Source organism: Cupriavidus basilensis (genome assembly GCF_008801925.2).
Classification (GTDB): Bacteria; Pseudomonadota; Gammaproteobacteria; order Burkholderiales; family Burkholderiaceae; genus Cupriavidus; species Cupriavidus basilensis.
This window is the reverse complement of sequence record NZ_CP062803.1, coordinates 195,999-222,201: the sequence shown is the minus strand read 5'-3', so window position 1 is coordinate 222,201 and position 26,203 is coordinate 195,999. Positions and strand designations below refer to the sequence as shown.

General features: G+C 68.2%; 26 protein-coding genes. 7 read left to right on the top strand and 19 right to left on the bottom strand.

Going from position 1 to position 26,203, the window contains the following annotated elements; all coding sequences use genetic code 11:
* Positions 1-23: 23 nt before the first annotated feature.
* The 3 genes from F7R26_RS00885 to F7R26_RS00875 form a co-directional block, all read right to left on the bottom strand.
* On the bottom strand, positions 24-740 hold the full coding sequence (locus F7R26_RS00885) for an SPOR domain-containing protein (RefSeq protein ID WP_150992679.1): 717 nt from the start codon (positions 738-740) through the stop codon (positions 24-26).
* A 68-nt stretch (positions 741-808) separates the two neighbouring features.
* A complete protein-coding gene (locus F7R26_RS00880; protein WP_150992677.1) occupies positions 809-1,651 on the bottom strand; it encodes a type III pantothenate kinase in 843 nt (280 codons plus the stop codon).
* On the bottom strand, positions 1,648-2,550 hold the full coding sequence (locus F7R26_RS00875; protein WP_150992675.1) for a biotin--[acetyl-CoA-carboxylase] ligase: 903 nt from the start codon (positions 2,548-2,550) through the stop codon (positions 1,648-1,650). Before F7R26_RS00875 ends, F7R26_RS00880 begins: the two co-directional genes overlap by 4 nt.
* Positions 2,551-2,691: 141 nt before the next feature.
* Between F7R26_RS00875 and F7R26_RS00870 the strand changes: the two genes are divergently transcribed.
* From F7R26_RS00870 to F7R26_RS00850, 5 genes are read left to right on the top strand one after another with little or no spacing between them, the layout of a single operon-like run.
* Entirely contained in the window at positions 2,692-3,813 is a 1,122-nt protein-coding gene (locus F7R26_RS00870) for an MlaE family ABC transporter permease (RefSeq protein WP_150992685.1), read from the top strand.
* The gene (locus tag F7R26_RS00865; RefSeq protein WP_150992673.1) at positions 3,810-4,703 is read left to right on the top strand and encodes an ABC transporter ATP-binding protein; all 894 of its coding nucleotides are present in this window, start codon (positions 3,810-3,812) and stop codon (positions 4,701-4,703) included. Before F7R26_RS00870 ends, F7R26_RS00865 begins: the two co-directional genes overlap by 4 nt.
* Positions 4,700-5,641 (top strand): MlaD family protein, encoded by a 942-nt coding sequence (locus F7R26_RS00860; RefSeq protein ID WP_150992671.1) that lies wholly within the window; start codon positions 4,700-4,702, stop codon positions 5,639-5,641. The genes F7R26_RS00865 and F7R26_RS00860 overlap by 4 nt, the downstream gene beginning before the upstream one ends.
* A 17-nt stretch (positions 5,642-5,658) precedes the next feature.
* Positions 5,659-6,390, top strand: a complete 732-nt coding sequence (locus F7R26_RS00855; protein ID WP_150992669.1) for an ABC-type transport auxiliary lipoprotein family protein — start codon at positions 5,659-5,661, stop codon at positions 6,388-6,390.
* An 11-nt stretch (positions 6,391-6,401) separates the two neighbouring features.
* On the top strand, positions 6,402-7,676 hold the full coding sequence (locus F7R26_RS00850; protein WP_150992667.1) for a VanZ family protein: 1,275 nt from the start codon (positions 6,402-6,404) through the stop codon (positions 7,674-7,676).
* Positions 7,677-7,684: 8 nt separating this feature from the next.
* Here the strand turns inward: F7R26_RS00850 and pcp are convergent, their stop codons facing one another.
* The 9 genes from pcp to F7R26_RS00805 form a co-directional block, all read right to left on the bottom strand.
* Positions 7,685-8,359: a pyroglutamyl-peptidase I gene (gene pcp, locus F7R26_RS00845; RefSeq protein ID WP_150992665.1), complete on the bottom strand. Its 675-nt coding sequence runs from the start codon at positions 8,357-8,359 to the stop codon at positions 7,685-7,687.
* A 71-nt stretch (positions 8,360-8,430) separates the two neighbouring features.
* The gene (locus F7R26_RS00840; RefSeq protein WP_150992663.1) at positions 8,431-9,381 is read right to left on the bottom strand and encodes a DUF979 domain-containing protein; all 951 of its coding nucleotides are present in this window, start codon (positions 9,379-9,381) and stop codon (positions 8,431-8,433) included.
* 3 nt (positions 9,382-9,384) lie between these two features.
* Positions 9,385-10,122 carry a DUF969 domain-containing protein gene (locus tag F7R26_RS00835; RefSeq protein WP_150992661.1) on the bottom strand — a complete coding sequence of 246 codons (738 nt, stop codon included), beginning with the start codon at positions 10,120-10,122 and terminating at the stop codon, positions 9,385-9,387.
* A gap of 124 nt (positions 10,123-10,246) precedes the next feature.
* Positions 10,247-10,987, bottom strand: coding sequence for a 5-oxoprolinase subunit PxpA (gene pxpA, locus F7R26_RS00830; protein WP_150992659.1), 741 nt, complete (start codon positions 10,985-10,987; stop codon positions 10,247-10,249).
* A gap of 79 nt (positions 10,988-11,066) precedes the next feature.
* Positions 11,067-12,089, bottom strand: a complete 1,023-nt coding sequence (locus tag F7R26_RS00825; protein WP_150992657.1) for a 5-oxoprolinase subunit C family protein — start codon at positions 12,087-12,089, stop codon at positions 11,067-11,069.
* The gene (gene pxpB, locus F7R26_RS00820; protein WP_150992655.1) at positions 12,086-12,736 is read right to left on the bottom strand and encodes a 5-oxoprolinase subunit PxpB; all 651 of its coding nucleotides are present in this window, start codon (positions 12,734-12,736) and stop codon (positions 12,086-12,088) included. The genes F7R26_RS00825 and pxpB overlap by 4 nt, the downstream gene beginning before the upstream one ends.
* Before the next feature lie 569 nt (positions 12,737-13,305).
* The gene (lipA, locus tag F7R26_RS00815) at positions 13,306-14,301 is read right to left on the bottom strand and encodes a lipoyl synthase (RefSeq protein ID WP_150992653.1); all 996 of its coding nucleotides are present in this window, start codon (positions 14,299-14,301) and stop codon (positions 13,306-13,308) included.
* A gap of 43 nt (positions 14,302-14,344) precedes the next feature.
* Positions 14,345-15,076 carry a lipoyl(octanoyl) transferase LipB gene (lipB, locus tag F7R26_RS00810; RefSeq protein ID WP_150992651.1) on the bottom strand — a complete coding sequence of 244 codons (732 nt, stop codon included), beginning with the start codon at positions 15,074-15,076 and terminating at the stop codon, positions 14,345-14,347.
* A 167-nt stretch (positions 15,077-15,243) separates the two neighbouring features.
* Entirely contained in the window at positions 15,244-15,603 is a 360-nt protein-coding gene (locus F7R26_RS00805; RefSeq protein ID WP_150992649.1) for a DUF2917 domain-containing protein, read from the bottom strand.
* 230 nt (positions 15,604-15,833) lie between these two features.
* Here F7R26_RS00805 and F7R26_RS00800 point away from each other — a divergent pair, with 230 nt between their 5' ends.
* The gene (locus F7R26_RS00800) at positions 15,834-16,793 is read left to right on the top strand and encodes a transcriptional regulator GcvA (RefSeq protein ID WP_150992683.1); all 960 of its coding nucleotides are present in this window, start codon (positions 15,834-15,836) and stop codon (positions 16,791-16,793) included.
* Here F7R26_RS00800 and F7R26_RS00795 read toward each other — a convergent pair.
* The 7 genes from F7R26_RS00795 to gatC all read right to left on the bottom strand — a co-directional run bounded on the left by F7R26_RS00795 (position 16,790) and on the right by gatC (position 24,351).
* A complete protein-coding gene (locus F7R26_RS00795; RefSeq protein WP_150992647.1) occupies positions 16,790-17,938 on the bottom strand; it encodes a tyrosine recombinase XerC in 1,149 nt (382 codons plus the stop codon). The genes F7R26_RS00800 and F7R26_RS00795 overlap by 4 nt on opposite strands.
* Complete coding sequence (locus F7R26_RS00790; RefSeq protein WP_150992645.1) at positions 17,938-18,606, bottom strand: DUF484 family protein; 669 nt, start codon at positions 18,604-18,606, stop codon at positions 17,938-17,940. The genes F7R26_RS00795 and F7R26_RS00790 overlap by 1 nt, the downstream gene beginning before the upstream one ends.
* 865 nt (positions 18,607-19,471) lie before the next feature.
* The gene (gene gatB, locus F7R26_RS00785; RefSeq protein WP_150992642.1) at positions 19,472-20,932 is read right to left on the bottom strand and encodes an Asp-tRNA(Asn)/Glu-tRNA(Gln) amidotransferase subunit GatB; all 1,461 of its coding nucleotides are present in this window, start codon (positions 20,930-20,932) and stop codon (positions 19,472-19,474) included.
* A gap of 86 nt (positions 20,933-21,018) precedes the next feature.
* Positions 21,019-21,990, bottom strand: a complete 972-nt coding sequence (locus F7R26_RS00780) for a dienelactone hydrolase family protein (RefSeq protein WP_150992640.1) — start codon at positions 21,988-21,990, stop codon at positions 21,019-21,021.
* Positions 21,987-22,454, bottom strand: a complete 468-nt coding sequence (locus F7R26_RS00775) for a hypothetical protein (protein ID WP_043342791.1) — start codon at positions 22,452-22,454, stop codon at positions 21,987-21,989. The genes F7R26_RS00780 and F7R26_RS00775 overlap by 4 nt, the downstream gene beginning before the upstream one ends.
* Entirely contained in the window at positions 22,451-23,956 is a 1,506-nt protein-coding gene (gatA, locus tag F7R26_RS00770; RefSeq protein ID WP_150992638.1) for an Asp-tRNA(Asn)/Glu-tRNA(Gln) amidotransferase subunit GatA, read from the bottom strand. The genes F7R26_RS00775 and gatA overlap by 4 nt, the downstream gene beginning before the upstream one ends.
* 95 nt (positions 23,957-24,051) lie before the next feature.
* Positions 24,052-24,351 carry an Asp-tRNA(Asn)/Glu-tRNA(Gln) amidotransferase subunit GatC gene (gene gatC / locus F7R26_RS00765; protein ID WP_006156463.1) on the bottom strand — a complete coding sequence of 100 codons (300 nt, stop codon included), beginning with the start codon at positions 24,349-24,351 and terminating at the stop codon, positions 24,052-24,054.
* 639 nt (positions 24,352-24,990) lie between these two features.
* Here gatC and F7R26_RS00760 point away from each other — a divergent pair.
* Positions 24,991-26,034: a rod shape-determining protein gene (locus F7R26_RS00760; protein ID WP_035859663.1), complete on the top strand. Its 1,044-nt coding sequence runs from the start codon at positions 24,991-24,993 to the stop codon at positions 26,032-26,034.
* Positions 26,035-26,203 lie beyond the last annotated feature (169 nt).

Genomic DNA, 26,203 nt, shown 5'->3' with positions numbered 1-26,203 from the left:
AGCAGCAAGCGCTGACGCATGGCTCAGGTGCAGGTCAGCAAGTCCTGCGCGCCGTAGCGCTGGCGCATCTCGTCCAGCCGCGTGCGCAGTGCCGCGTCGGCGTTGTGCACGCGCAGCCACTGGCGCGTCAACGGATGTGGCGTATCGGTCAGCACCGCAGTGCGCACGCCGTGCTCGCGCAGGTTGTCGAGGAAATGCTCGGCATGCTCGCGCTCCTGGAACAAGCCCAGCGACACCGTATAGGTTTCCGGCGAGCCGGCGCTGACCACCGATACGTCGGTGATATTGCGCCGGCGCAACTCGCCGAGCTTGCGCTGCAGGTTCTCGCGCGAGGCCTGCGGCGGCAGGTGGACCCACCAGCGCGCCTGCTCCTGCCGCTCGAACTGTTCCACGCGCCAGGCGCCGGGCGGCGCGCCGGCCAGCTCATCGGCCACCTTGCGCACCAGTTCCCCGTTGAAACCACCGATCTCGACGCAAGCCATGGCTGGTGCGCCGGCTTCGGGCGTGGCTGCGGCTGTGGTTGTGGCTGCCGCAGTGGTGGGCTCCGATGCCGCCCGCCTGCCGCTTGCCTGCGGCATCTGGCGGAAGCGTTCGGCGCGCATCTGCTGGGCAGCGCGTTCGGGCTCTCGCGCGCTTTCCAGCCAGCCGGCCAGCGGTTGTGGGCCGAACGCGCCCAGCACGGCAGCCAGCAGCAGTGCATTGACCAGGACCAGCAGGATTAGGAGGCTTCGTTGGAGCATTGGGGGCGATGCAGGGGGTGGAGCGACGGGTGAAGAAGGCGATGCGGCGCAATGCGGTGTGATGCGGTTCAGCCCGCAGTGCCGACCGGGCTTTGCGAGGCCATCACATGCAGGCCGAGCAGCACGAGATTATCGTGCATCTCGAACGGCATGGAGAGCGCGTTTGCCAGCACATGGCGGGCGCCGCCGGAGAGCAGGCAGCGCACCGGCCCGCGCTCTTGCAGCGCGCGCCAGGTGCGCTCCACGGCACCGGCCTGGGCCGCCAGGCAGCCGGCGGCGATGGCGTCGCGGGTGTTGTCGGCCCAGGGCGTGGCCAACCCGGCATCGCTCACGTCCAGGGACGGCAATTGCGCTGTGTTGCGCGCCAGCGCGCCCAGCATCAGGTCCAGGCCAGGCAGGATCAGGCCGCCTTCGAAACGGTCCTGCGCGCTCACCACGTCGAGCGTGGTGGCGGTGCCGGCGGTGACGATCAGCAAAGCGCCCTCGGGGCGGTAGCAGCGCGCGCCGATGCTGCCGATCCAGCGGTCGACGCCGAGTTGCGTGGGCTCGCGGTAGCCGTTGACGAGGCCGCCGAAGCGCGAGCCCGAGCGTACCCAGTTCACGCCGATGCCAGGGCCGAACACGGTGTCGAGCGTGGCTTGCAGGCTGGCCGCGATGGCCGTGCCGGCCACGTTGCTGACCCACACCAGCGGCTGCGCGCCGGCCGCGCGCAGCGACGCCCATTGCGCCACCAGCGTGGCCAGTTCACCGTGGGCCACCGCGCCGCCGTGCGGCCAGGGCGTGGGCAACGGCGTCTCGTGCAGCACGGCGCCGGACCAGGCCTCGTCGCACCAGGCCCATTTCAGGCGGGTGTTGCCGATATCGATCAGCAGTTGCGGAACTCGCGGCATGCCGGCGCTGGTGCCGCTCATGCGCCCGCCCCTCTGTCCGCCGCTTTGTCCGCCGCTTTTTCCGCCAAGCGCAGCGACACTTCGCCGCTGGCAATGCGCTCCAGGCCCGAGGGCGTTTCCAGCAGCAAGTGGCCGTCGCCGTCAACGCCGCGCGCCAGGCCTTCGGCCTGCACGCGGCCGTCGTGCAGCAGGCGCACCGGCTGGTCGCGATAGGCGTCGCGCGCGGACCAGCGGGGCGCCATCGGTGCGAAGCCCTGCGCCAGGAAATCCTCGCGCATCACCGCGAGCCGGTTCAGCACCGCCGCCAGCAGCGCTGTGGGATCGCAGCCCGGCAGGAATTCGGTCACACCAGCCAGGCTGCGCCCGAGCGCGGCTTCCATCTGCGCATCGCGCACCAGGTTCAGGCCAATGCCGACCACCGCCCAGACTCGCTGTGGCCCCGCCGGCACCGACTCGATCAGGATGCCGGCCAGCTTGCGGCCGTCGATCTGCAGGTCGTTAGGCCACTTCAGGCCAACGGCGGCGCCAAGGCGCGCGTCGCAGTCGCCCAGCGCCTCGGCCAGCGCCAGCCCCACCGCCAGGCTCAGCCCGCTCAACTGCGAGGGCGCCAGCGGCAGGGGCAGCGCCACCGAAAACGTCAGCCCCGCCTGGCCTTGCCAGGGACGCCCCTGGCGGCCCCGCCCGGCGGTCTGCCGATAGGCCAGGCGCAGCGTGGCGGACTCGGTCCACGGCGCGCTGCGGCAGGCCAGCGTCAGGTCGGCGTTGGTGGAGCCGGTCTCGTCGACCACGCCGAGGGTCCAGCCGCGCGCGGGGCCGGTGAGCGCGGCGCGCAGGCGGTCGGGGTCGATGCGCCAGGCTTGCGCGGGAGCGGCGGGCCCAGGGAGCGGGTCTGGCGTGGGCAAGGATTTGTCAGCGGACATGCGTTTCGACGATGGACAACACAAAGGGCACAAGCAGCTACGCATTGTAGCCGTGCGAATCCACGGCCGAGGCGCTGCGCACGCCCGCTGACGCTGCGGGTGGCATAGAATCGGGACTTGCCCATCACTTCTCCCCCTCCTTTGGAAAGCCCTACCACGCCAGCCATAGAAGTGACGCGCGCGGACGGAGCGCAAACCGTGCAACTGCGCGGCGACTGGACAGCGCTTGCGCTGTCCGATTGCCACCGCGCCCGCGCGCTGCGCAACGAGCTGCACTCGATCGCCGCGGACGCGCACTGGTCGCTGGCAAGCCTCGCCCGGCTCGATCACATCGGCGCACAGCTGATGTGGCAGGCCTGGGGCGGCAAGCTGCCCGAGAAGCTGGAAGCCAACGAGGCCCAGCGCCGCGTCTTTACCCGCATCGCCGGGCTGCGCCGCGAGAACTGGAAGAAACATATGGTGGACCGGTTCAATCCGGTGACCCTGTTCGGTGCCTCGATCCTGTCGATGTTCTCGCAGCTCGGCAATGGCGTGTCCATGCTGGGCCAGCTGGCCTTCGACCTGCTGCGCCTGGCGCGCGCGCCGCAGCGCGGCCCCTGGCGCGAGATCTCCGCCAATATCTACAACGTCGGCTACAAGGCGCTCGGCATCACGGCGCTGGTTGGCTTTTTGATTGGCATCGTGTTGTCGTACCTGTCGGCCAACCAGCTACGCACCTTTGGCGCGAGCATCTTTATCGTCAACATCCTCGGCATGGCGGTGATCCGCGAGCTGGGCCCGGTGCTGGCGGCCATCCTGATTGCCGGGCGCTCCGGCTCGGCCATCACCGCGCAGATCGGCGTGATGCGGGTCACCGAGGAGCTCGACGCGATGCGCGTGATGGGCATCTCGCACGGCTTCCGGCTGATCATGCCGCGCGTGATCGCGCTGGCCATCGCCATGCCGCTGCTGGTAGCCTGGACCGACGTGCTGGCGCTTACCGGCGGCATGCTGGCCGCGCACTTCCAGCTGGATATCAGTGCGGCCTTCTTCCTGCGAGCGCTGCCCGATGCGGTGCCGGTGGCCAACCTGTGGATGGGCCTGGGCAAGGGCGTGGTGTTCGGCATCCTGATCGCACTTACCGCCTGCCATTTCGGCTTGCGCATCGAGCCCAACACCCGCAGCCTGGGCGAAGGCACCACCGCCTCGGTGGTGACCTCGATCACCGTCGTGATCGTGGCCGATGCCATCTTCGCCATCCTGTTCAAGGACATCGGCTTATGACTACCGCCACGACCGATATCGCAACGCCGCCTTCGGGCACCGTGCAGCACGCCCCGCGCACCACCGTGATCGAGGTACGCGACCTGGTCAAGCGCTTTGGCGAGGCGGTTGTGCACGACCACCTCAACCTCGATGTGTACCGGGGCGAAGTGCTGTCCATCGTCGGTGGCTCGGGCAGCGGCAAGACCGTGCTGCTGCGCCAGATCGTGGGGCTGGAGCGGCCCACCTCCGGCAGCATCCGTGTGTTCGGCGAGGACCTGACCAAGCTCGACGCGGCCCGGCTGCAAGCCCTGCGCAACCGCTGGGGCCTGCAGTTCCAGCGCGGCGCGCTGTTCTCCGCGCTGTCGGTGATCGACAACATCGCGCTGCCGCTGCGTGAACTTCGCACCCTGCCCGACGATCTCATCTGCGCGGCGTCGCTGCTCAAGCTGCAACTGGTGGGGCTATCGGCGCGGGACGCGGACAAGATGCCGTCCGACCTGTCCGGCGGCATGATCAAGCGCGTGGCGCTCGCGCGTGCCCTGGCCCTGGAACCGGAACTGGTGTTTCTGGACGAGCCCACCGCCGGGCTGGACCCAATGGCCTCGGACGACTACGTGGCGCTGATCCGCGAACTGCGCCGCGAGCTGGGCCTGACCGTGGTGATGGTGACCCACGACCTCGACACCCTGGTCGCGCTGTCCGACCGCGTCGCGGTACTGGCGGACCACAAGGTACTCGCCGCGCTGCCGATCCGGGAACTGGTGCATATTGACCACCCGTTCATCCACGAATATTTCCTGGGCGAGCGCGGGCAGCGCGCCATGCAGGCGCTCCCGGCCTTGCCGGACGCGGCACGCGCGGCAACGCATGCGGCCACCCCCGCAGGCCCGCAATCTGGAGAAGCATGATGGAAAACAAGTCACACGCCTTCCTGGCCGGCGTGTTCACGATCGGACTCGCCATCCTGGTGCTGTTCGCCATCTTCTGGTTCAGCAGCGACCACGCGGTGCGCGTGCCGTATGACCTGATCACCCGCTCCACCGTCAACGGGCTGGGGCCGCAGGCCGACGTCAAGTACCGCGGGCTGGACGTGGGCAAGGTGGTGTCGATTCGCTTCGATCCGACCGTGCCGGGCCAGATCATCGTGCGCATCAGCGTCAACCAGGACACCCCGATCACCCACACCACCTATGCCACGCTCGGCTTCCAGGGCGTGACCGGGATCGGCTACGTGCAGCTCGACGACACCACCGCGCAGGAAGGCGGCACGCCGTCGCCGCACCTGGCCACCTCCTCCAAGTCGGTGGCGCGCATCGTCATGCGGGCCGGCTTCTTCGAAGAGCTGGAAAAGCGTGGCGACAGCTTGCTCACGCAACTGGAAACGATCATGGGGTCGCTCAACGACATGTTCCAGGCCGACAACCGGCGTGACCTGATGGAGGCGATCCGCTCGGTGCACAAAACCGCCGACGACTACTCGCAACTGGCCAGCTCGATCGCGCCGGCCGTGCGCCAGCTGCCGCAGGTGACCGAGAACCTCAACGCCACGCTGGCCTCCACGCGGCGCCTCACCCAGGAGCTGGCCAGCCCCGACGGTACCGTGATGCGCACCGTCGACCGCGTCGGGCGCGACCTGCAGGGTGCCGCCGACTCCGTGCAGTCGGCCGCTGGCGGTGTCTCGCAAGACACGCTGCCGCAGATCAACGGGCTCGCGCGCGATGCGCGCCAGACCATGCGCAGCATCGACCGCGCCGCCAGCCAGTTCAACGACAGCCCGCGCAGCGTGCTGTTTGGCGGCCCCGCCGCCGTGCCGGGCCCGGGCGAGCCGGGCTTCCAGGCCCCCTGACGCGGACCGCAAGCCTCATGCCGCGCACCTACGCACTCGCCGCACGCACGCCACGCCTGGCCCGCCAGGCTGGCGCTGCGAATCCTTCGAGCAAACCAAGGCACATCATGATGCGCAATGCCCAAACCCGGCCGGACGGACGCGACACGCCCGGCACCTTCGCCCTGCCGCGCCGGCTGGCCGCCGGCGTCGCGCTGGCCTGCCTGCTGCTGGGCGGTTGTGCCCTGACGCCTTCCACGCCCACCATCACCTACGATCTGGGCCCGCCGGCGGGAGCCGCACCTGATGCCGCGCATCTGCCCAAGATGCGCGTGGCGCAGACCGATGGCCCCACCTGGCTGGACGGCAACTCGCTGTACTACCGGCTGCACTACGCCCAGGCGGAGCGCCTGCAGCCCTATGCCACGCAGCGCTGGGTGATGTCGCCGGTGCGCCTGTTCGACGACCGCCTGCGCGAAGCCGTGGCCTCGCGCGGCGCACTGACCTGGTTCGGCGACACAGCCGCGCCGGCGCTCAAGATCGACGTACTGGAGTTCGAGCAGGTGTTCGACAGCGCCAACGCCAGCCGCGGCGTGATCCGCGTGCGTGCCACGGTATTTCGCAGCGGGCTGATCGGGCAGAAGACCTTCGTCGTGGCGCAGCCCGCCGCCACGGCCGATGGCGCCGGCGGCGTCAAGGCACTTGCCACCGGCAGCGATGCCGCCATTGCGGCGATCCTGGACTGGGTGGCAACGCTGCCGCTGCAGTAAGCGGGACGCGCATGGCATCGGCTCCCGCGCCGCTCGTTCCCCCGCCAGCGCCACCGCGCCACTCGCCGCTGGCGCGGGTGGGGCTGCTGTGCTTCGCCCTGCTGGTGGTCTATGGCAGCTTGTACCCGTTCACGGGCTGGACCGACAACGGCATCTCCGCGCTGGCCTTCCTCACCGCACCCAAGCCCCGCTACCTGACCGGGTTCGATCTCATCACCAACGTGCTGGGCTACTGCCCGCTTGGCGCGCTGGTGGTGCTATCCCTGCACCCGCGCATCTCCGGCGTGCGCGCCGTACTGCTGGCGCTGGTGGCGGGCACGCTGCTGTCGGGCACCATGGAGGCGCTACAGACCTGGCTGCCCAACCGCGTCTCGTCCAATATCGACCTGATGACCAATGCGCTGGGCGCCCTGCTGGGCGGTGCCGCGGTGGCGCCCTTCTCGGCCGCGCTGATCGACCGCGGCTCGCTGCGCCAGTTGCGCTTGGCGTGGTTCGAGCCGCACGCCAGCTTCGCCATCATCCTGATCCTGCTGTGGCCGTTCGCGCAGATCTTCCCGCAGGATCACCTGTTCGGCATGGGCGCGATCGTGCGCGAGTGGCTGACCGACCCCGACTCATGGCCCGTGCAGTGGCTGCAAGGCGTATTCCCGGGGCTGCCCGACCTGATCGAGAACATCAGCCTGCTGCGGCCGGATGACGTGCAAGGCCAGCAGTTGCTGGAGTCACTCGTCACCGGATGCGGCTGGGTGGGCACCGGGCTGTTTGCCTCGATCGCCATGCGCAGGCAGGCGCCGATGCTGCGCATCCTGGCGGCCTTGCTGGCCAGCGCGCTGCTGCTCAAGGCGGTGGTGGCCGAGATGCAGTTCCCGGACGACAACGCCTTCAACTGGCTGTCCGAGGGCGGCCGCTTTGCCCTGTTGACGGGGTCGTTGATGCTGGTTTTGCTGCTGCGGCTGCCGCGCTGGCTGCGCGGCGCGCTGGCGCTCGCCACGCTGATGTTGCTGGTGATGCTGTCCAACCTGCTGCCCGCCAACCCGTATTCCTGGATCTCGGAGCAGGGCTGGCGGCTGGGCCGATTCATCCACTTCAACAGCCTGTCGCAATGGCTGGGGTGGATGTGGCCGTTCGTGGCGCTGTGCTACCTGATCTGGCGCTTCGAGCAATTCCAGCTGGATCGCCGCAGCCTGCGGCGTGCGCGCCGCAAGGCGAAGCGGCTGGCGGCGCGCGCAAGCGATGGCGGCGGCGATGGCAACAATCGGGAGGATGCCACGCCACCGGGCGCCTGAGCGGCGCCTCAGTGCGTCTGGCCGCCCTGCTCGCGGATATCGTTGGTGGTGGCAAGCGCCGTGGTCACCGCGCAGCGGATGCCTTCGATCATCAACGCCAGCGACAGGCTGGGCTGCCCAGGATGGCGCGCCGCCTGCTCAGGCAAATAGGGAATATGGATGAAGCCGCCACGGACCCCGGCCGGCACGCCTTGCGTGGCAAGCAGGTGCATCAAGCCGTAGAACACATGGTTGCAGACGAAGGTGCCTGCGGTCTGCGACACCGATGCGGGCACGCCCGCGGCGCGCATGTCGCGCACGATGGCCTTGATCGGCAAGCTGGAGAAATACGCCGCCGGGCCTTCCTCGGCGATGCGGGTGTCGACGGGTTGCGCGCCGGCGTTGTCGGCGATGCGCGCATCGTCGACATTGATCGCCACGCGCTCCACCGACATCTCGGGGCGCCCGCCCGCCTGCCCCACCGCGATCACCAGCACGGGATTGATTGCGTCGACGAGGTCAGCCAGCGCATCGTTGGCCGCGCCGAACACGCAGGGCAACTGGCGCGCGACGATGATCGCGGCGTCCAGGTCGTCGGGCCCGTTGCCGATGCGCACGCCATCAAGCGCGCGCACCGCTTCCCAGGAAGGATTGATGGGCTCGCTCTCGAACGGCTCGAAGCCGGTCAGCAGCACGGTACGCATGGCAGGGACTCCCGGCCGGAAGCCCGGTTGCCCGGGGCCTCTGGCCAATCATTCGCGGCGGGGCCGCGTTCTTACATCAGGAAATACAACAGCACGATATTGGCCACCAGGATCATCAACGCGGTCGGCACCTGCGCCCGGATCACGGCGTTCTTGTCATCGAGCTCCAGCAGCGCGGCCGGCACGATGTTGAAGTTGGCCGCCATCGGCGTCATCAGCGTGCCGCAGTAGCCGGAGAACATGCCGATAGCCGCCATCACCGCCGGGTTGCCGTGGAACATGTTCACCAGGATGGGCACGCCGATGCCGCCGGTCATCACCGGGAAGGCGGCAAAGCCATTGCCCATGATCACGGTAAAGAGCGCCATGCCCACGCAGTACACCACCACGGCCACGAGCTTGTAGTCCATGTTGATATAGGCCGTGGTCAGGTGCGCCACCGCCTTGCCCACGCCGGCATCGGCGAACACCAGGCCCAGCATGGCCAGCATCTGCGGCAGCACCAGCGCCCAGCCCAGCGACTCGGTCAGCCGGCGCGATTCGCGCACGCCCTGCACCACCGTGTCGCGGGTGAGCCAGCACGCCACGCCCAGCGCCGCCAGGCAACCGATGCCGAGCGAGACGAAGGTGACGTTCTTGGGATCGAGCAGCGCCAGGCCGGCGACCTTCACGTCCTTGAACAACAGCGTGCCGATCACGGTCACCACGGGAATCAGCAGCGCCGGGATGAACAGCTTGTTGCCCAGGCGCTTGGCCGAGGCGCGGCGCTCGGCCTCCGGCAGCGTGCCGTGCTTGCCGTGGCCCACGCCGCCAAAGCCCGCGATCAGCGCCATCACCACGGCGCCGATGCCGACGATGGCCGGCGGCAGCTTGTCGCCGATCAGGAAGACCAGCGCGTACAGCGCCCAGAACAAACCCGTGCTGAGCCGGCGCGGATGGTCGCGGTCGGCGAAGGTCATCAACGCCGTGATGGCCAGCACCAGTCCGGCGAGCCAGTAGAGATAGTCGATGGAAATGATCATGGCTTACTCCCCGCTCTTGGCTGCCGAGGCAGCGCCAGCCGTTGCGGCGGACTTGCCGCCCACTTCGCGCTCCAGCCACATATCCAGGCGCTTGAGGCGCACGGCGTGGATCAGGAAGGCGCAAATCGCGGTAGGGATGCCCCACACGGCGATATGCAGCGGTTCCACGTCGATGTTGGACGACAGCAGGAAGGTGTGCATCAGCGCGATGGCGCCGAAGGCCACGAAGATGTCTTCGCCGAAGAACAGGCCGACGTTATCGGTGGCCGCGCAGAAGGCCAGCACGCGCTGGCGGATCGGCTCGGGCAGCTTGCCGAAGCGGGTCTCAGCCGCGCCTTCGGCCATCGGGGCCAGCAGCGGGCGCACCATCTGCGGATGGCCGCCGAGGCTGGTCAGGCCCACCGCGGCGGTAAGCTCGCGCACGCCTAGGTAGACGATCAGCAGGCGTCCCACGGTGGCCGACGCGATGCGCGAGATCCACGCCTGCGCGTGCTCGCGCAGCCCGTGGCGCTCGAGCAGGCCGATCACCGCCAGCGGCAGCAGGATGATGAGCGGCAGGTTGCGCGTCTTGACGAAGGCGGTGCCGATCGCCGTGAAGATCTGCATGACCGGCATGGTTGCCGCCAGCCCGGTGGCGATGGCGGCAAGCGCCACCACCATCATGGGATTGAAGCGCAGCACGAAGCCAAGGATGATGATGCCGACCCCAACTAGGGGCCAGAGGTTGACTGCCTGTTCCATGAGAGACACCAATAGAGTGTGATGGAGGCGAGTGCCCCGCGTCGCGTCATGCTGCTCGACACCCGCGCGGGGCACAGTGAAAGCCGGAAGCCTGGGGGCGCATCCGTTAGGTGTGGCGTGCCCCTCAGACTCCGGCGCGGATTGCGATGCCTTCGGCGCCGAGCCGCTCGCGGATGCGGCGCGCAAAGGCAAGCGCGTGTGCGCCGTCGCCGTGCAGACACACGGTTTCGGCGCGAATCGCTACATAGGTGCCGTCGATGGCGCGCACGCGCTGCTCGCGCACCATGTCCAGCGTCTGGCCCAGTGCCACGTTCTCGTCTTCATGCAGCGCGCCGGGCGTGCCGCGCTTGACCAGCGAGCCGTCGGGGTTGTAGCCGCGGTCGGCGAAGACTTCTTCCTTGACCTTCAGGCCGGCTTCGCGCGCCACCTTCACCATGACGCTGCCGGCCAGGCCGAAGAAGACCAGGTCGGAGTCGAAGTCGCGCACCGCGCGCACGATGGCGTCGGCCAGCTTGGGATCCTTGGCGGCCTGGTTGTAGAGCGCGCCATGCGCCTTCACGTGGGCCAGCTGGCCGCCCTGCGCACGCACCAGCGCGGCCAGCGCGCCGATCTGGTAGAGCGTGTTCGCGTACACCACCTCGGGATCGAGCTGCATCTCGGTGCGGCCAAAGTTCTCGCGGTCGGGGTAGCTCGGATGCGCGCCGATGGCGACGCCCTGCTCCAGCGCCCACTTCACGGTCTGCAGCATGGTGGCGGCGTCGCCGGCGTGCCACCCGCAGGCCACGTTGGCCGAGCTGATCAGCCCTAGCAATTCGCGGTCGTTGCCGCAGCCTTCGCCGAGGTCGGCGTTCAGGTCGATATGCATTGCGTTGCTCCTCACCGGTCTTGCGGCTTGTGTTGAGGTTTTGGGGTTGCTGCCGTGCTGTCGTTGTTCGCTTGGCGGCTCAGGCCACGGCAGCGCGGGTGCGCGTGCGCCGCCGCGAGGCGATCGCCATGCCGTCGCCCTGCCACTGCAGCGCCTGGTCCAGTTGCTGCAGGTACCGGTCCAGCTCGGCCTGCGCGGCCGCGGCCTCATCCAGCGTGACGCGCACGAAGCGCACCGGCGCCCCCAGCGGCACCTGCGCCAGCCGCCACAGGTCGGCGCCGATCACCACGCCGATCTTGGGATAGCCGCCGGTGGTCTGCGCGTCGGCCATCAGCACGATGGGCTGGCCGGCCGGCGGCACCTGGACCACGCCCGGCAGCACGCCATGCGAGAGCAGGTCGGCCGCGCGCTCGGGCTGGCGCGCCAGGGCCGGGCCTTGCAGGCGCAAGCCCATGCGGTTGCTGTTGGGGGTGACGATCCAGTCGGACTGCCACAGCGCTTCGCGCGCGGCGGCGTCGAAATCCTCGTACTCGATGCCAGGCAACATGCGGATCGGCATCGCGTCGCCGAGCTTTTTCACCGGCAGCGCCCAGGATGGCGCCTGCACGCCCAGCCAGTCGCTGTCCTCGGCCACGCCGGGCCGGCCCGCGTCGAGACGGTCGCCTTCATGCAGCGCGCGGCCACCCAGGCCGCCAAAGCCGGCTTTGAGGTCGGTGCTGCGCGAGCCCATCACTGGCGCGACAGCGATGCCGCCCGCCACGCACAGATAGGTTCGGGTGCCGCCCTGCGCCGCCGACAGCGTCAGCGTTTCGCCGCGGCGCACGTCAAAAGCATGCCACGACCAGACCGGCACGCCGTCCAGGTTGGCCCGGCATTCGGCGCCGGTCAGCGCCACGCGCATGTCGGCGTGGAAACGCACGGCGGCGCGGCCCAGCGTGAATTCGATGGCGGCGTCGCCCGCGGGATTGCCCAGCACGCGGTTGCCGATGGTGAGCGCGACGGTATCGAGCGCGCCCGCGGTGCCCACGCCAAAGCGGCGAAAGCCGGGACGGCCAAGGTCCTGGACCGAGGCCAGCGCGCCGGGTCGGGTGATTTCGATCATGGCAGCAGCGCCTCGACGACAAAGCGCACGGTATCCCCGGGCGCAAACAGGGAAGGCGGATCGCGGTCTGCCAGGAAGAGTTGGCTGGTGGTTTGCCCGATCAATTGCCAGCCGCCGGGGGCGGCTGCCGGGTAGATGCCGGTCTGCTCGCCGCCGATGCCGACCGCGCCCGCGGGCACGGACAAACGCGGCTCGCGCCGGCGCGGCGTGGCCAGCGCCGGGTCCAGGCCGCCCATATAGGCAAAGCCGGGCTGGAAGCCGAGGAAGTAGACGACGTACTCGCCCGCGCTGTGGCGGCGTACCACTTCCTGCGCCGTGAGGCCCGTATGCGCCGCGACTTCGGCCAGGTCGGGGCCATGCTCGCCGCCGTAGCGCACCGGGATCTCGACCAGCTTGCCGGTGGCGGCACGTGCTTCGCCGGAAGCCCAGGCGAGCTTCAGGTTGCGTTCCAGCGCTTCGGGATCGGCTTCGCGGTCGAACACCACGGTGAGATTGTTCATGCCCGGCACCGCATCGACCACGCCGCGCCACTCGGCGGCGCGCTGGGCCATGGCCCAGATACGTCGCTGTACATCTAGCGAGGCCGGCGGCGGCACGCTGCACAGCAGTGCTTGCTCGGCCAGGCGGTGAACGGAACATCGGGTCATGGGCGGCACCAGCGGGGGGACCTGTCTTGCAGTGTAGGCGGACGCGCTGTACTAGTCAGGCACGGTGCCGGCTGCGACGGGTCCGGAAGTGAGATCGCTATTTCATCGACGATTTATCGATAAATTCATAATAACCAAACAAGAAGATGCTGTGGCTAGGTGTTGACCCTAGGCACGCGGCGCTACGTCTTCATGCGGGATAGCGTTGGCGCACCGCCTCGGTGCGGGTGCCGGACGCGGCGATTGGATCCGGTGCAGGAGCGCCCGGGGCGGCGCTTGCGTCGCATCGGCCCTGCTCGATATGGGTGCGCGAAGACACACCGACCCGGACTTGCGGGGGAGGAAAGATTTCAGGAAAACTTGGCTGGCCGTGGCGTGCATGCAACGCCAGGTGGGCCCGCAGCGGGGTGCCGCAGGCGAAAAAACGGCCGGATGGATGCCGGCCGATCTAACTGCTCACTGGGTCGACCTTGCGCTGGGTGGCCTCCCCTCTCCCGCTTGCGGGAGAGGGGGCGGGGGAGAGGGAGCGACTGCCGTCGTCATGGCGCGGGGTTTTGGCCCGTTCGGCCTCAGGCGAACCCGGCCTTATGCGCCTGCTCGTCCGCGTGGTAGGAGCTGCGCACCATGGCGCCCACAGCGGCATGGGTGAAGCCCATCTTGTAGGCCTCGGCCTCGAACATCTTGAAGGTGTCCGGATGCACGTAGCGCATCACCGGCAGGTGGTGGCCCGACGGCGCCAGGTACTGGCCGATGGTCAGCATGTCGATGTCGTGGGCGCGCATGTCGCGCATGACTTCGAGGATTTCCTCGTCGGTCTCGCCCAGGCCCACCATCAGGCCGGACTTGGTGGCCACGGCCGGGTTGCGGCGCTTGAACTCTTGCAGCAGCTTGAGCGAGTGCGCGTAGTCGGCGCCCGGGCGAGCCTGCTTGTACAGGCGGGGCACGGTTTCCATGTTGTGGTTCATCACGTCAGGCGGGCCGGCCTGCAGGATATCCAGCGCCTTGTCCAGGCGGCCGCGGAAGTCCGGCACCAGCACTTCGATGCGGGTGGCCGGCGACAGCTCGCGGGTCAGCGTGATGCAATCGACAAAATGCTGGGCGCCACCGTCGCGCAGGTCGTCGCGGTCAACGCTGGTGATCACCACATAGTTCAGCTTGAGCTGGGCGATGGTGCGGGCCAGGTTGCCCGGCTCATTGACATCCAGCGGATCGGGACGGCCGTGGCCCACGTCGCAGAACGGGCAGCGGCGGGTGCACTTGTCGCCCATGATCATGAACGTGGCGGTGCCCTTGCCGAAGCACTCGCCGATGTTCGGGCAGCTGGCTTCCTCACATACCGTCACCAGGTTGTTGGCGCGCAGGATGTCCTTGATCTCATAGAAGCGCGAGCTGCCGGTGGCCGCCTTGACGCGGATCCACTCGGGCTTCTTGAGCTTCTCGGCCGGCACGATCTTGATGGGGATGCGCGCGGTCTTGTCCGCCGACTTCTGCTTGCGGGTCGGGTCGTACTGCTCCGCCTGGGGTTGCGGGGCTTCGCTGGAAGTGGCGATCAGGGCGTCGCTCATAGTGTTCTCCGCACGCGCGGTGCGTGCATATTCGGCTGGATGACTAAGTGGCCAGGGCCGCGGCGGTATTCCGTTGGGCCGCCAGGGCGCGCTCTTGCGCCTCGGCCAGCACATCACACAGCGCCGCCGCAAGGCGCCGCGCGATATCGGCTTGTTGTGCCGCGGTCACGGGCAAGCGGGGCGCACCCACCGCATCGGCCACCGCGAAGGTGGCGCCCGCCGTTGCCATGTCGACCGTTTCCAGGCCGGCATAGCCGCAGGGGTTGATGCGCAGGAAGGGCGCGAGGTCCATCTGCACGTTGAGGCTGACGCCGTGATAGCTGCAGCCATTGCGGATCTTGAGTCCGAGCGCGGCGATCTTGGCGCCCTGGTGCTGGCCTTCGGAAAGGTAGATACCAGGCGCGCCGGGCTTGCGTTCGGCTGCGAGATTATACGCCGCGAGCGTATCCAGCACGGCCTGCTCGATCGCATGGACGAGCTCGCGCACCATCAGGTGGCGGCGGCGCAGGTCGAGCAACAGATAGGCCACGACCTGGCCGGGACCGTGATAAGTGACCTGACCGCCACGATCGATCCGCACGATGGGGATCGCATCGTCAGGGGCCAGCACATGCGCGGGATCTCCCGCCTGGCCGAGGGTATAGACCGGGGGATGCTCGACCAGCCAGATCTGGTCGGGAGTGTCGGGGGTGCGTGCGGCGGTAAAGGCGCGCATCGCGTCGAAACAGGGTTCGTACTCTTGCCGGCCCCGTTCGATGACTTGTATCGATTGCATCCCGGCAGTTTAGCGAAAAGGGGCGGATCTCACAGGAGGCCGCCCCTTTTCTCGCGTGTCTTTCGGTGTGTCTTTATGACGTTGGCGTTGCATCCCCGCTCGCCGGCCTGGAATGGACCAGCCGCAGATGGCCGCGCGCGCGGCCGGCCGCATCGGTATCCGCTGGCTCAGGAGGCCGTGACCTGGTCCTGGTTAGGCGTCCACTCGGTGCCTCGAACCAAACGCCGTGCCATGCGCGCCACCAGGTGCGACACGTTGGTTGCCGGCCGGCGGGCTTCGGCGATCAGGGCCAGGCGTACCGGCTCGGCCGCGCGCGGGTCCACGCTCAGCGTGATTTCGTCGCCGCTGTCGAGCAGCAGGCTGCCGCCGCAACGCAGCCAGTAATCTTCCGAATCGCCTTCGCGGGTGACCCACACGTCGGTCCCCGTGGCCTCTTCCACGCGCAGGCGCTGGGCGGCGTGGATGGAGAGGGAGGTAACTTCGCCCGGGCTCAGGGTGAACAGGGTCGTTGTGAGCAATGTTTTCATGTTGGGCATCCTTCGCTGACATCGCCGGCTGCCTCGCCCGCTTGCCCGGAATGGGCGGCCGCCGATCGGCTCAGCCCTGGCGGGCTTATGCTTGGTCTTGCCTGGTACTGGATCGGCACCGGTGCGGGTAGCGCCCCGATGCATTGCATTCTAGTGATTGCCGGTCCTCTTCCAAAACGATATATTTTCCTTGTTCTTGTTAGGTAAGCTCACATAAGACGAGGTGGATGATGGCGCTGAAGGGAGCATGGGAGAGAGATTTGCCACGTAGCTGGCACCGCGAGCTGCCGCGTCTGCCGGGGCTGACCGCGCTGCGCGCGTTCGAGGCGGCTGCCCGCCACGAGAGCTTTTCGCGCGCGGCCACCGAGTTGTTCGTCACCCACGGCGCGGTCAGCCACCAGATCCGCGCGCTGGAGGAAGAGCTGGGCCAGGCGCTGTTCGAACGCAACGGCAAGCGTGTGACCCTGACACCCGGTGGCCGGGCCTACGCCGGGCGCGTGCGCGAAGCCCTGCTGGAGATCGCCGATGCCACCCGTGCGCTGCAGGCCGGCAACCGCGACAAGCGCCTCACCATCAGCACCATGCCGTCGTTTGCCGCGCGCTGGCTCACACCCCGCATCGGCAGCTTTATCGAGCAGCACCCCGAGCTGGACGTGGAGCTGCTGTCGTCCAACACGCTGGTGGATTTCGGGCGCGAGGAAGTCGACATCGCGTTGCGCATGGGCAGCGGCGACTATCCCGGCCTGTATGTGGAAAAGCTGCTGGACGACGTGTTCTTCCCGGTCTGCAGCCCGGCCTTCAACGGCGGCAAGCTGCCGGCACGACCGCAGGACATGAAAGGCATGTCGCTGCTGCGCGGCGAGGGCGATCCGTGGAAGCCGTGGTTCGAAGCGGCCGGCCTGGACTGGCCGGAGCCACGCAAGGGCCTGCTGCTGGAGGACTCCTCGCTGCTGCTGCAGGCAGCAGCAGCGGGCCAGGGCATTGCGCTGATCCGCTCGTCGCTGGCCTATAACGACCTGCTGTCGGGGCGCGTGGTGCGGCTCTTCGATGTAAGCATTACCTGCCCGTGGCTGCTCTACTTCGTCTGCTCGGCCGGCATGCTGGAAGCACCCAAGGTGAAGGCCTTTCGCGCCTGGCTGCTGCCGGAGATGGAAGCCTTCCGGGGCATCCTGGCGCAGTGGGAAGGTTAGCCGTCCTTCCCGGATTCGGCATCTTCGGCAGCTTTGCCCTCATCCACGGCCTTCGGCGCGGCCACCGGAGCAACTACCGGGGCAACCGCCGGCGCCGGCCCTGCGTGCGCCCTGCCCGCGCGCGGGTGCGCCTTGTCGTAGACCTTGGCCAGGTGCTGGAAATCCAGCGCGGTATAGATCTGGGTGGTGGCCACGCTGGCGTGCCCGAGCATCTCCTGCACCGCGCGCAGGTCGCCCGAGGATTGCAGCACGTGGGTGGCGAAGGAGTGCCGCAGCATGTGCGGATGCACGTCGGTCGGCACGCCGGCCCGGATCGCCTGCTGCTTGATGCGCAACTGCACCGTACGTGCCGGCAAGCGCCGCCCGCGCGCGCTCAGGAACAGCGCATGCGCATCATCCGGCAGCGCGCCGGGGCGCAGCAGCTCCGGGCGCACCGCCAGCCACGCGCGCAGCGCTTCCATGGCCTTGCTGCCGACAGGCACGGTACGCCGCCGCGAGCCCTTGCCGATCACCGTGACCTCGGCGCCGTCCATGTCGATCCAGCCGGCGGAGCGGTATTCCCCATCCTCGGCATAGCGCGCGTCCAGCTGCACCAGCTCCGACACGCGCAGCCCGCTGGAATAGAACAACTCGTAGACAGCCTGGTCGCGCCGGCCCTCGGCGCCGTCGCCCGCGTTGTGCGAGACCAGCGCCACCGCGTGCTCCACCGACAAGGCCTTGGGCAGCCTGTGCCCGGATTTTGGCGCGCGCACGCCGTCCACCGGGTTGGCCTGCACGCCCAGGCCATGGCGCGCGGCCCACAGGAAGAAGCCGCGCCACGCCGACAGCGTGCGGGCAATGCTGGTGCCGGCCAGGCCGCCGCCGTGCATGCGCGCGGCAAAGGCGCGGATATGGTGGGTCTGCAGCGACAACAGCGCAATGCCCGGCGCATGGCGCGCGGCGTGCGCTTGCAGCACGGACAGGTCGCGGGCGTAGTTGGTCAGCGTATGGACAGCCAGCTTGCGGCTGCTGGCGAGCCACTCCAGATAGCGCACAACGACCGGGTCGGGCAGCGGCTTGTCGAGCGCCGCCTCGGCGGCTTGCTTGCGCGCGACCGGCTTCTTCGCCGAAGGCGAAGCGGCCTTGCGCGCGCGGCTCGGCTCCATCAGTCGCGCAGGCGGTTCAGCGCGGCACCGGCCACTTCGCCGATCTGCGCCAGATAGGCCGTGCCCATGCCCTCATGGAAGCGCCGCGGCTCGGGCGAGCCCAGCACCAGCAGGCCAAATGCCGCGCCGAGCGTGCCGGCGTCGCGCGTGGGCACGCGCAGCGTCACCATGGCCAGCGAGGCGATGTCGTCGCGCTCCAGCCAGGCCGCGGCCTCGAAGCCACTGTTGGCGCCGCAATACGGCGCGCGCAGGCCCTCGGCAAACAGGCGGACGTCTTCGCTCGCGCCCTGCGCCACTTCCATGTGCGCGTAGCTCTGCGCCACATTCCACAGCTTGAGGGCCACGCCAGGCACGTCGAACACCTGCTGCAAGCCGTCCTGCACCGCATACGGCAGCGCGTGCGAGTCCACCTCGGCCAGCAGGCGCAACTGCCAGGCGTGCATGCGCTGCTGGGTGCGGTCGTTGTCATGGCCGTGGCGAACCAGGTCCGCCAGCTTCAGCTCCAGGCCTTTGTTTTTCTCGCGCAGGATTTCCATCTGGCGCTCCTGCAGCGACACCGCGCGGTGGCTGTGCGGGCTGGTGAGTTGCACCGCGGCCAGCAGTTCGGCGTTGTCTTCGAAGAACTGGGGATTGGTCTGCAGGTAGGAGGCAACTTCTTGGGCGTTCATTGGCTTCAACCGGATTGTTTGGGGGGCAGTGTAGCAAATGGTTAAGGGGAAATTTTGGGGGAGTGGTTGGCGTTGGCTGCTTGGATGTGTGGGCTCGTTGGTTCGTTTCTATCGGCGTTGGCTTTTGCACCCAAAAGCCGTACGACATCCCCCTGCGGGGGCTGCCGGTCACTCTTCTTTGCGTCGGCAAAGAAGACTAACGAGAAGAAAGCCGACCCTGCCGGGAGCAGAGCAATAAGGCTCATGGGCCTCGGTGGTTGCGTCGTACGGCCCGGAGTGCCGGCGGGCTTCTGCCGGTACTGGCTTGACTGGCCACGAACCTGCCGGCTTCCGGGATTCGTGGTGAGGCCCCCGGTAGCGGACACCACTTGCTTCAAGCCGTCTGTCGCTCGCGGCGTGGCCGGCCACGAAGTTGCAAGCGCACCGGTTCCGTCGTGGGCGCGGTGGCACCGCCTTGATTAGCCCAAGACCTTCACCACCGCGCCCGCCCCACCACGAGACCATTGACGGGCGATGTGTCGTGATGGTCCGTGCCGGTAACGGCAGATGGTCGAACGCTCACCGCGCAAAGCGATCAGGGGCACCACCACGTGACCATTGGGTAATGCAGTAGCGATGCCCTATGGGCCAGTAGGATCCGCCAGCCAACACTCCGGGCCGTACCACGCAACCACCGCCCCACATAAGCCTGATTGCTCTGCTCCCGGCAGGGTCGGCTTTCTTCTCGTTAGTCTTCTTTGCCGACGCAAAGAAGAGTGACCGGCAGCCCCCGCAGGGGGATGTCGTATGGCTGTTGGGTGCAAGATGCCACCGCCGATGAAATAAACAGCGAAAGCCCCCCAAAAGCCCCTACACCCCCTACACGCTACGCCCCCAACTTCCTCTTCAACAACTCATTCACCTGAGCAGGATTCCCCTTACCCTTGGTGGCCTTCATGGCTTGGCCAACCAGCGCATTGAACGCCTTCTCCTTGCCAGCGCGGAACTCTTCCACCGACTTCGCATTGGCAGCCAGCACGTCGTCGATGATCTTTTCCAGCTCGCCCGAGTCGGACATCTGCTTGAGGCCCTTGGCCGCGATGATGGCGTCGGCGTCGGCGCCTTCCTCACCCGCCCACATGGCCGGGAAGACATCCTTCTTGGCCGTGTTGTTGGACACCGTGCCGTCGGCAATGCGCACCAGCAGCTTGGCCAGCTGTGCCGGCTTGACCGGGGCGGCTTCCAGCGCGATGCCTTCGCGGTTGAGCAGCGACGACACGTCGCCCATCAGCCAGTTGGCAGCTGGCTTGGCATTGGCCGCGCCGGCTTCGGCGACCACCGCCTCGAAATAGTTCGCGAGCGACTTGGAGGCGGTCAGCACGCTGGCGTCGTAGGCAGACAGGCCGTATTGCGACACCAGGCGCGCTTGCATCGCCACCGGCAGCTCCGGCAGCTCGGACTTCACGCGCGCGATCCAGGCGGCGTCGATCTCCAGCGGCAGCAGGTCGGGGTCGGGGAAGTAGCGGTAGTCGTGCGCGTCTTCCTTGGTGCGCATGGCGCGCGTCTCGCCGGTGTCCGGGTCGAACAGCACGGTGGCCTGCTGGATTTCGCGGCCATCCTCGATCTCGGCGATCTGCCACTGGACTTCGTAGTCGATGGCCTGCTGCAGGAAGCGGAACGAGTTCAGGTTCTTGATCTCGCGGCGCGTGCCCAGCTTGGGGCTGCCGTAGGGGCGCACCGACACGTTGGCGTCGCAGCGGAAGCTGCCTTCCTGCATGTTGCCGTCGCAGATGCCCAGCCACATCACCAGCGCGTGCAGGGCCTTGGCGTAGGCCACGGCCTCGGCCGAACTGCGCATGTCGGGCTCGGTGACGATCTCCAGCAGCGGCGTGCCGGCGCGGTTCAGGTCGATGCCGGTCATGCCGGCGAAATCTTCGTGCAGCGACTTGCCGGCGTCTTCCTCGAGGTGGGCGCGCGTGAGCTGCACGGTCTTTTCGTAGGTTTCGCCCTTCTTGCCTTCGACCTGGATGCTGATGCTGCCGCCCTGCACCACCGGCAGCTCGTACTGGCTGATCTGGTAGCCCTTGGGCAGGTCGGGGTAGAAGTAATTCTTGCGCGCGAAGATGCTGCGCGGCGCGATGGTGGCGCCGATCGCCAGGCCGAACTGGATGGCGCGCTCGACCGCGCCGCGGTTAAGCACCGGCAACACGCCGGGCAGCGCCAGGTCAACCGGCGAGGCTTGCGTGTTGGGCGCCGCGCCGAAGGCGGTGGAGGCACCGGAAAAAATCTTGGAGGCCGTCGACAACTGCGTGTGCGTCTCGAGGCCGATCACCACTTCCCATTGCATGGCGGTATTCCTGTTCGTGTGCTGTATGTGTTGCTACTTGTTTGCTACGTGTGCCTACGTGTGGCTATGTACTGCTACGTGTTCTGTCACGGATTCGGGCTGGCCAGCCATGAATCCAGTTGCGCCAGCGCCGCATCGCGCGAGATCGGGTCGCCGCCCACGGTCACGCCCTGGCCTTGACGCGCGCCGTTGGGCACATCGCGCCGCACCCGCAGCAGCTCGGTGCCGTCAAAGCCGTGATACGCGCCGGGGTAGATCTCCAGGCGAAAGCGCGCGTCCGGCTGGCGCGCCGCGACCGCCTCGCGCAGCATGGCGCAGCGGGTGGCGGGGGTCCAGTCGTCGGCGCCGCCGGTCAGCAGCAGCAGGGGCGTGCGCAGGCGGTACTCATGCCGCTGCACCGCGCTCTTGCAGCCCGGGTAAAAAGCCACGGCGCGCTCGATCGCCGGTGCGCCCGCCGGCCAGTCGCGGCTGGCGTCGATGGTGCTAAGCACCGCCTGCGCGCCGTTGGACCAGCCCAGCAGCACGATATGCGCTGTGTCCACGCCGGGCTGCCGCGCGAGCCACTGCAATGCGGCCAGCACATCGCCGCGCCGCGTGGCGTCGTCGATGTTGCGGCTGTCCAGGCGTTCGGTACAGATGCCGTCCGGCTTGCCGCGCGGGCCGAAACTGTCGGGCAGCAGCACCGCGTAGCCGCGCGCGGTCAGCCACTGCACGTACTCGCGGTAACGGCTCTGGAGCGCCGCGGCATCCGCGCCGCCACTGCGGTGCAGGCCGCCGCAGCCGTGCAGCGCAATCACCACGCGTACGGCCGGGACCGGGGCCGCGGCGCCGCGCTGCGGCACGAACCAGTAGCCGCTGAGCGGCTGGCCGCCGTCGGCGCCCGGGAAACGCACCGCCTGCGCCGCCGGCATGGCGCGCTCGCCGGCCGCTGGAACCACGGCCCGCACCAGCACGGCGTGGCTTGCCAGCAGCAAGGCGCACGCGCCCAGGCTGAAGGCCTTCAGGCGAGCGGCGATGCAACCGTGGGCGGTTCTGGACATGGCGTTGAGCGGGTTCATCGGGTCTGCGCGCAGCCACCGCCGCCAGGCTCGAACATCACCGGCCAGGCTTCTTCGTAGATGCCCGGCGAGCAACGTGCCTCGCAATTGGCATGCGCGAGCGTGACCCGGCGCGGATCCTGCCAGATCATCAGCTTGCAGGCGCTGCCGTCGTTGGCGCGCAGCTCGATATGCGGCTTCTTCTGGGTCTGGCGGAATTCGGCCAGGTTGAAGCTGCACGAGCCGCGCTTGCCCACCCACAGCTTCCACGACAACTGCTGCACGGTGTTGTCCGCCACGCGCACCTGCGCATCCTCGCGAAAGCCGTCTTCCTCGGTGCGGCGGCAATCGCCGGCGAGGTCGATGTCGCGGCTGGCAATGGGCGGGGGCTTGCCGCCAAAGCGCGGCAGCGGGATGCAGGCCGCCAATGCAGCGGCCAGCCCGATGCCGAGCACAATGCGCGACAGCCAGCGCGCTGCGATCATGCCTGCGCGGGCCGGCGCAGATGCCAGTCCGTTGCCTGCTGGAAGGCGTGCGCCGTTTGCAGCAGCTCGGCCTCGCCAAAGTAGTTGCCGATCAGCTGCAGGCCAACCGGCATGCCGCCCTCGCCCAGCCCGCAGGGCACGCTCATGCCGGGCAGGCCGGCCAGGCTGGTCGACAGCGTGAAGATGTCGGCCAGGTACATCTGCACCGGGTCCGCGCTCTTCTCGCCGAGCTTCCACGCCACCGTGGGCGCCACCGGGCCCATGATCACGTCGCACTGGGTGAAGGCGCGCTGGAAATCGTCAGCAATGATGCGGCGAATCTTTTGTGCCTGCAGGTAATAGGCGTCGTAGTAGCCGTGCGACAGCACATAGGCGCCCACCATGATGCGGCGCTTGACCTCCGGGCCGAAGCCTTCGGCGCGGGTCTTCTTGTACATGTCCATCAGGTCGCGGTACTCGGCGGCGCGATGGCCAAAGCGCACGCCGTCAAAGCGCGACAGGTTGGACGATGCCTCGGCCGGCGCGATCACGTAGTAAACGGGGATCGACAGCTCGGTCTTGGGCAGCGACACCTCGACCAGCGTGGCGCCCAGCTTTTCGTACTCGGCAAGCGCCACGCGCACGGCTTGCTCCACGTCCGCTGCCAGGCCCTTGCCGAAATACTCCTTGGGCAGGCCGATGCGCAGCCCTGACAGCGGCTTGCCGGCGCTGGCGCCCGCCCGCGCCTGGCCCAGCAGGCGGGTGTAGTCCTCGTCGACGCCGCCCAGGGCGGGCGCAACGCTGGTGGAGTCACGCTCGTCGAAGCCGGCCATGCCACCCAGCAGCATGGCGCAATCCTCGGCGGTATGCGCCATCGGGCCGCCCTGGTCGAGCGAGGAGGCGAAGGCGATCATGCCGTAGCGCGACACGCGGCCATAGGTAGGCTTGATGCCGGTGATGCCGGAGAACGAGGCCGGCTGGCGGATCGAGCCCCCGGTGTCGGTGCCGGTGGCGGCAGGCGCCAGGCCGGCGGCCACGGCGGCGGCGGAGCCGCCCGAGGAGCCACCCGGCACGCGGCTGGCGTCCCAGGGGTTCCTGACCGGGCCGAAGTGCGAGTTCTCGTTGGACGAGCCCATCGCGAACTCGTCCATATTGGTCTTGCCCAGCGTCACCATGCCGGCGGCGCCGAGGCGCTCGACCACGGCCGCGTCGAACGGGCTTTCGTAGTTGGCCAGCATGCGCGAGCCCGCCGTGGCGCGCCAGCCACGGGTGACGAACACATCCTTGTGGGCGATCGGCACGCCGGTCAGCGGGCCGGCTTCGCCGCGCGCACGCCGCGCGTCGGCGGCGCGGGCCTGCGCCAGGGTGAGTTCGGGGTTGACGTCGACAAAGGCGTTGAGCGCGCCAGCCTGCTCGATGCGGGCCAGGTAATCACGCGCCAGTTCTTCGGCGGAGACGGAGCGGGCCGCCAGCGCATCGGAAAGCTCGCGCAGGGAGGTCACGGAAGTTGCGGAAAAGGGCATGTCGGTCGGTTTGGCTTGGCAGGTGATGGCTGCCGGCGCAGCCTGTAGGCGGCGCGGCGCAGCCGCTGGGTCGAGGGCCGGGGTGCGTCTGACCTTTATTCGATGACCTTGGGCACCAGGTAGAGGCCGCCTTCGGTGGCCGGGGCGGGACGCTGGTAGTCCTCGCGGCGGCTGGGCTCGGTGACCACGTCGTCGCGCAGCCGCTGCGACATCTCGCGCACCGCGGACAGCGGGTGGGCCAGCGGCACGATGCCGGTGGTGTCGACCGCCTGCATCTGTTCGACCAGGGAGAAGAATTGATTGAGCTGCACAAGCGTCTGCCCAGCCTCGTCATCGTTGATTTCGATGCGGGCAAGGTGGGCGATGCGCTTGACGTCGGATAGGTCGAGAGCCATGGCTTGGGGTCGGTGCGAAAGGCGATGCGGGCGCGGCCGGGGCGGGCCGGGCAAGTGCTGCCGGGAGCGCCCGGGAATCGTCAAAGTTACAGGTTTTTTCGAGGAAGAAGCCCCCGAAACAGGGGGAATTATAAGGTATCATTGCGCGTTGCCATCCTTTGGCCGCGCCTTCGTCACATTGGTGCAAAACCGCCGCCTCCGGAGCTTTTTGGGACACTCCGGCGAGACACCCCGGCAGCGTAATCCGGCACCCGGGCCAGCCAGCACTGGCCATGTGGCCCGAGCGCCCCCGCCGGTGCGGGGTTGAAGGCACCCAAGGGATGACAGACAGGTTCCTCCGATTAGGCCGCCCCCGCCAGCAATTAATTTGTAATTGCAGCGCTGTTCCACCGAACTTTCGCGCGTGGTCTAATCAAAGGTTCCCGTAGAGGCTGCTTTCGCCACCTGGCAAAGCGGCCTTGGTTGGCGGCCCTGGCCCTGGCAGTTCGCAGCGTATGACAACGCGGACTGGCAACGGCGCCGGCCCCACCGGACGATCGGGGGCCTTAATACTACCCGTCGCTATGAATATCGTGGCTGGCCCCGCAGCGGCGCCGGCCACTTCGCATACTCGCGAACCACCAGAAAACAGGATTCCTGATGTTCGGATTTCTCCGCAGCTACTTCTCCAACGATCTCGCGATCGACCTCGGCACCGCCAACACCCTGATCTACATGCGTGACAAGGGCATCGTCCTTGATGAGCCGTCCGTGGTCGCCATCCGCCAGGAAGGCGGACCCAACGCCAAGAAGACGATCCAGGCGGTGGGCAAGGAAGCCAAGCAGATGCTGGGCAAGGTACCGGGCAACATCGAAGCGATCCGCCCGATGAAAGACGGCGTGATCGCCGACTTCACGGTCACAGAGCAGATGCTCAAGCAGTTCATCAAGATGGTGCACGACACCAAGCTGCTGCGCCCCTCGCCGCGCATCATCATCTGCGTGCCCTGCGGCTCGACCCAGGTCGAGCGCCGCGCCATCCGCGAATCGGCGCTGGGCGCCGGCGCCAGCCAGGTGTACCTGATCGAGGAGCCGATGTCGGCCGCGATCGGCGCCGGCTTGCCCGTGTCGGAGCCGTCGGGCTCGATGGTGGTGGATATCGGCGGCGGCACCACCGAGGTGGGCATCATCTCGCTGGGCGGCATGGTCTACAAGGGCTCGGTGCGCGTGGGTGGCGACAAGTTCGACGAAGCCATCGTCAACTACATCCGCCGCAACTACGGCATGCTGATCGGCGAGCAGACCGCCGAAGCCATCAAGAAGGCCATCGGTTCGGCGTTCCCCGGCTCCGAAGTCCGCGAAATGGAAGTCAAGGGCCGCAACCTGTCCGAAGGCATCCCGCGTGCCTTCACGGTGTCGTCCAACGAAATCCTGGAAGCCCTGACCGATCCGCTCAACCAGATCGTGTCGGCCGTCAAGATCGCGCTGGAACAAACCCCGCCGGAACTCGGCGCCGACATCGCCGAGCGCGGCATGATGCTGACCGGCGGCGGCGCGCTGCTGCGCGACCTGGATCGCCTGCTGGCCGAGGAAACCGGCCTGCCGGTGCTGGTCGCCGAAGACCCGCTGACCTGCGTGGTGCGCGGCTCCGGCATGGCGCTCGAGCGCATGGACAAGCTCGGCAGCATCTTCTCTTACGAATAAAGCGTAAGCAGAGGATTCGCACGTGGCGCGACGCGGCCTGCCGGACTACCTGGTCGGGGCAGCGCCTTGCCGCGCTACCCTCCCGACCCGGCCAGTCCCGGTGCACCACACCGCGCCGCGACGCCCCAGCCACTCCGGCTGGCGTGCCGCGGTGCAGTCGTGCCTGCGG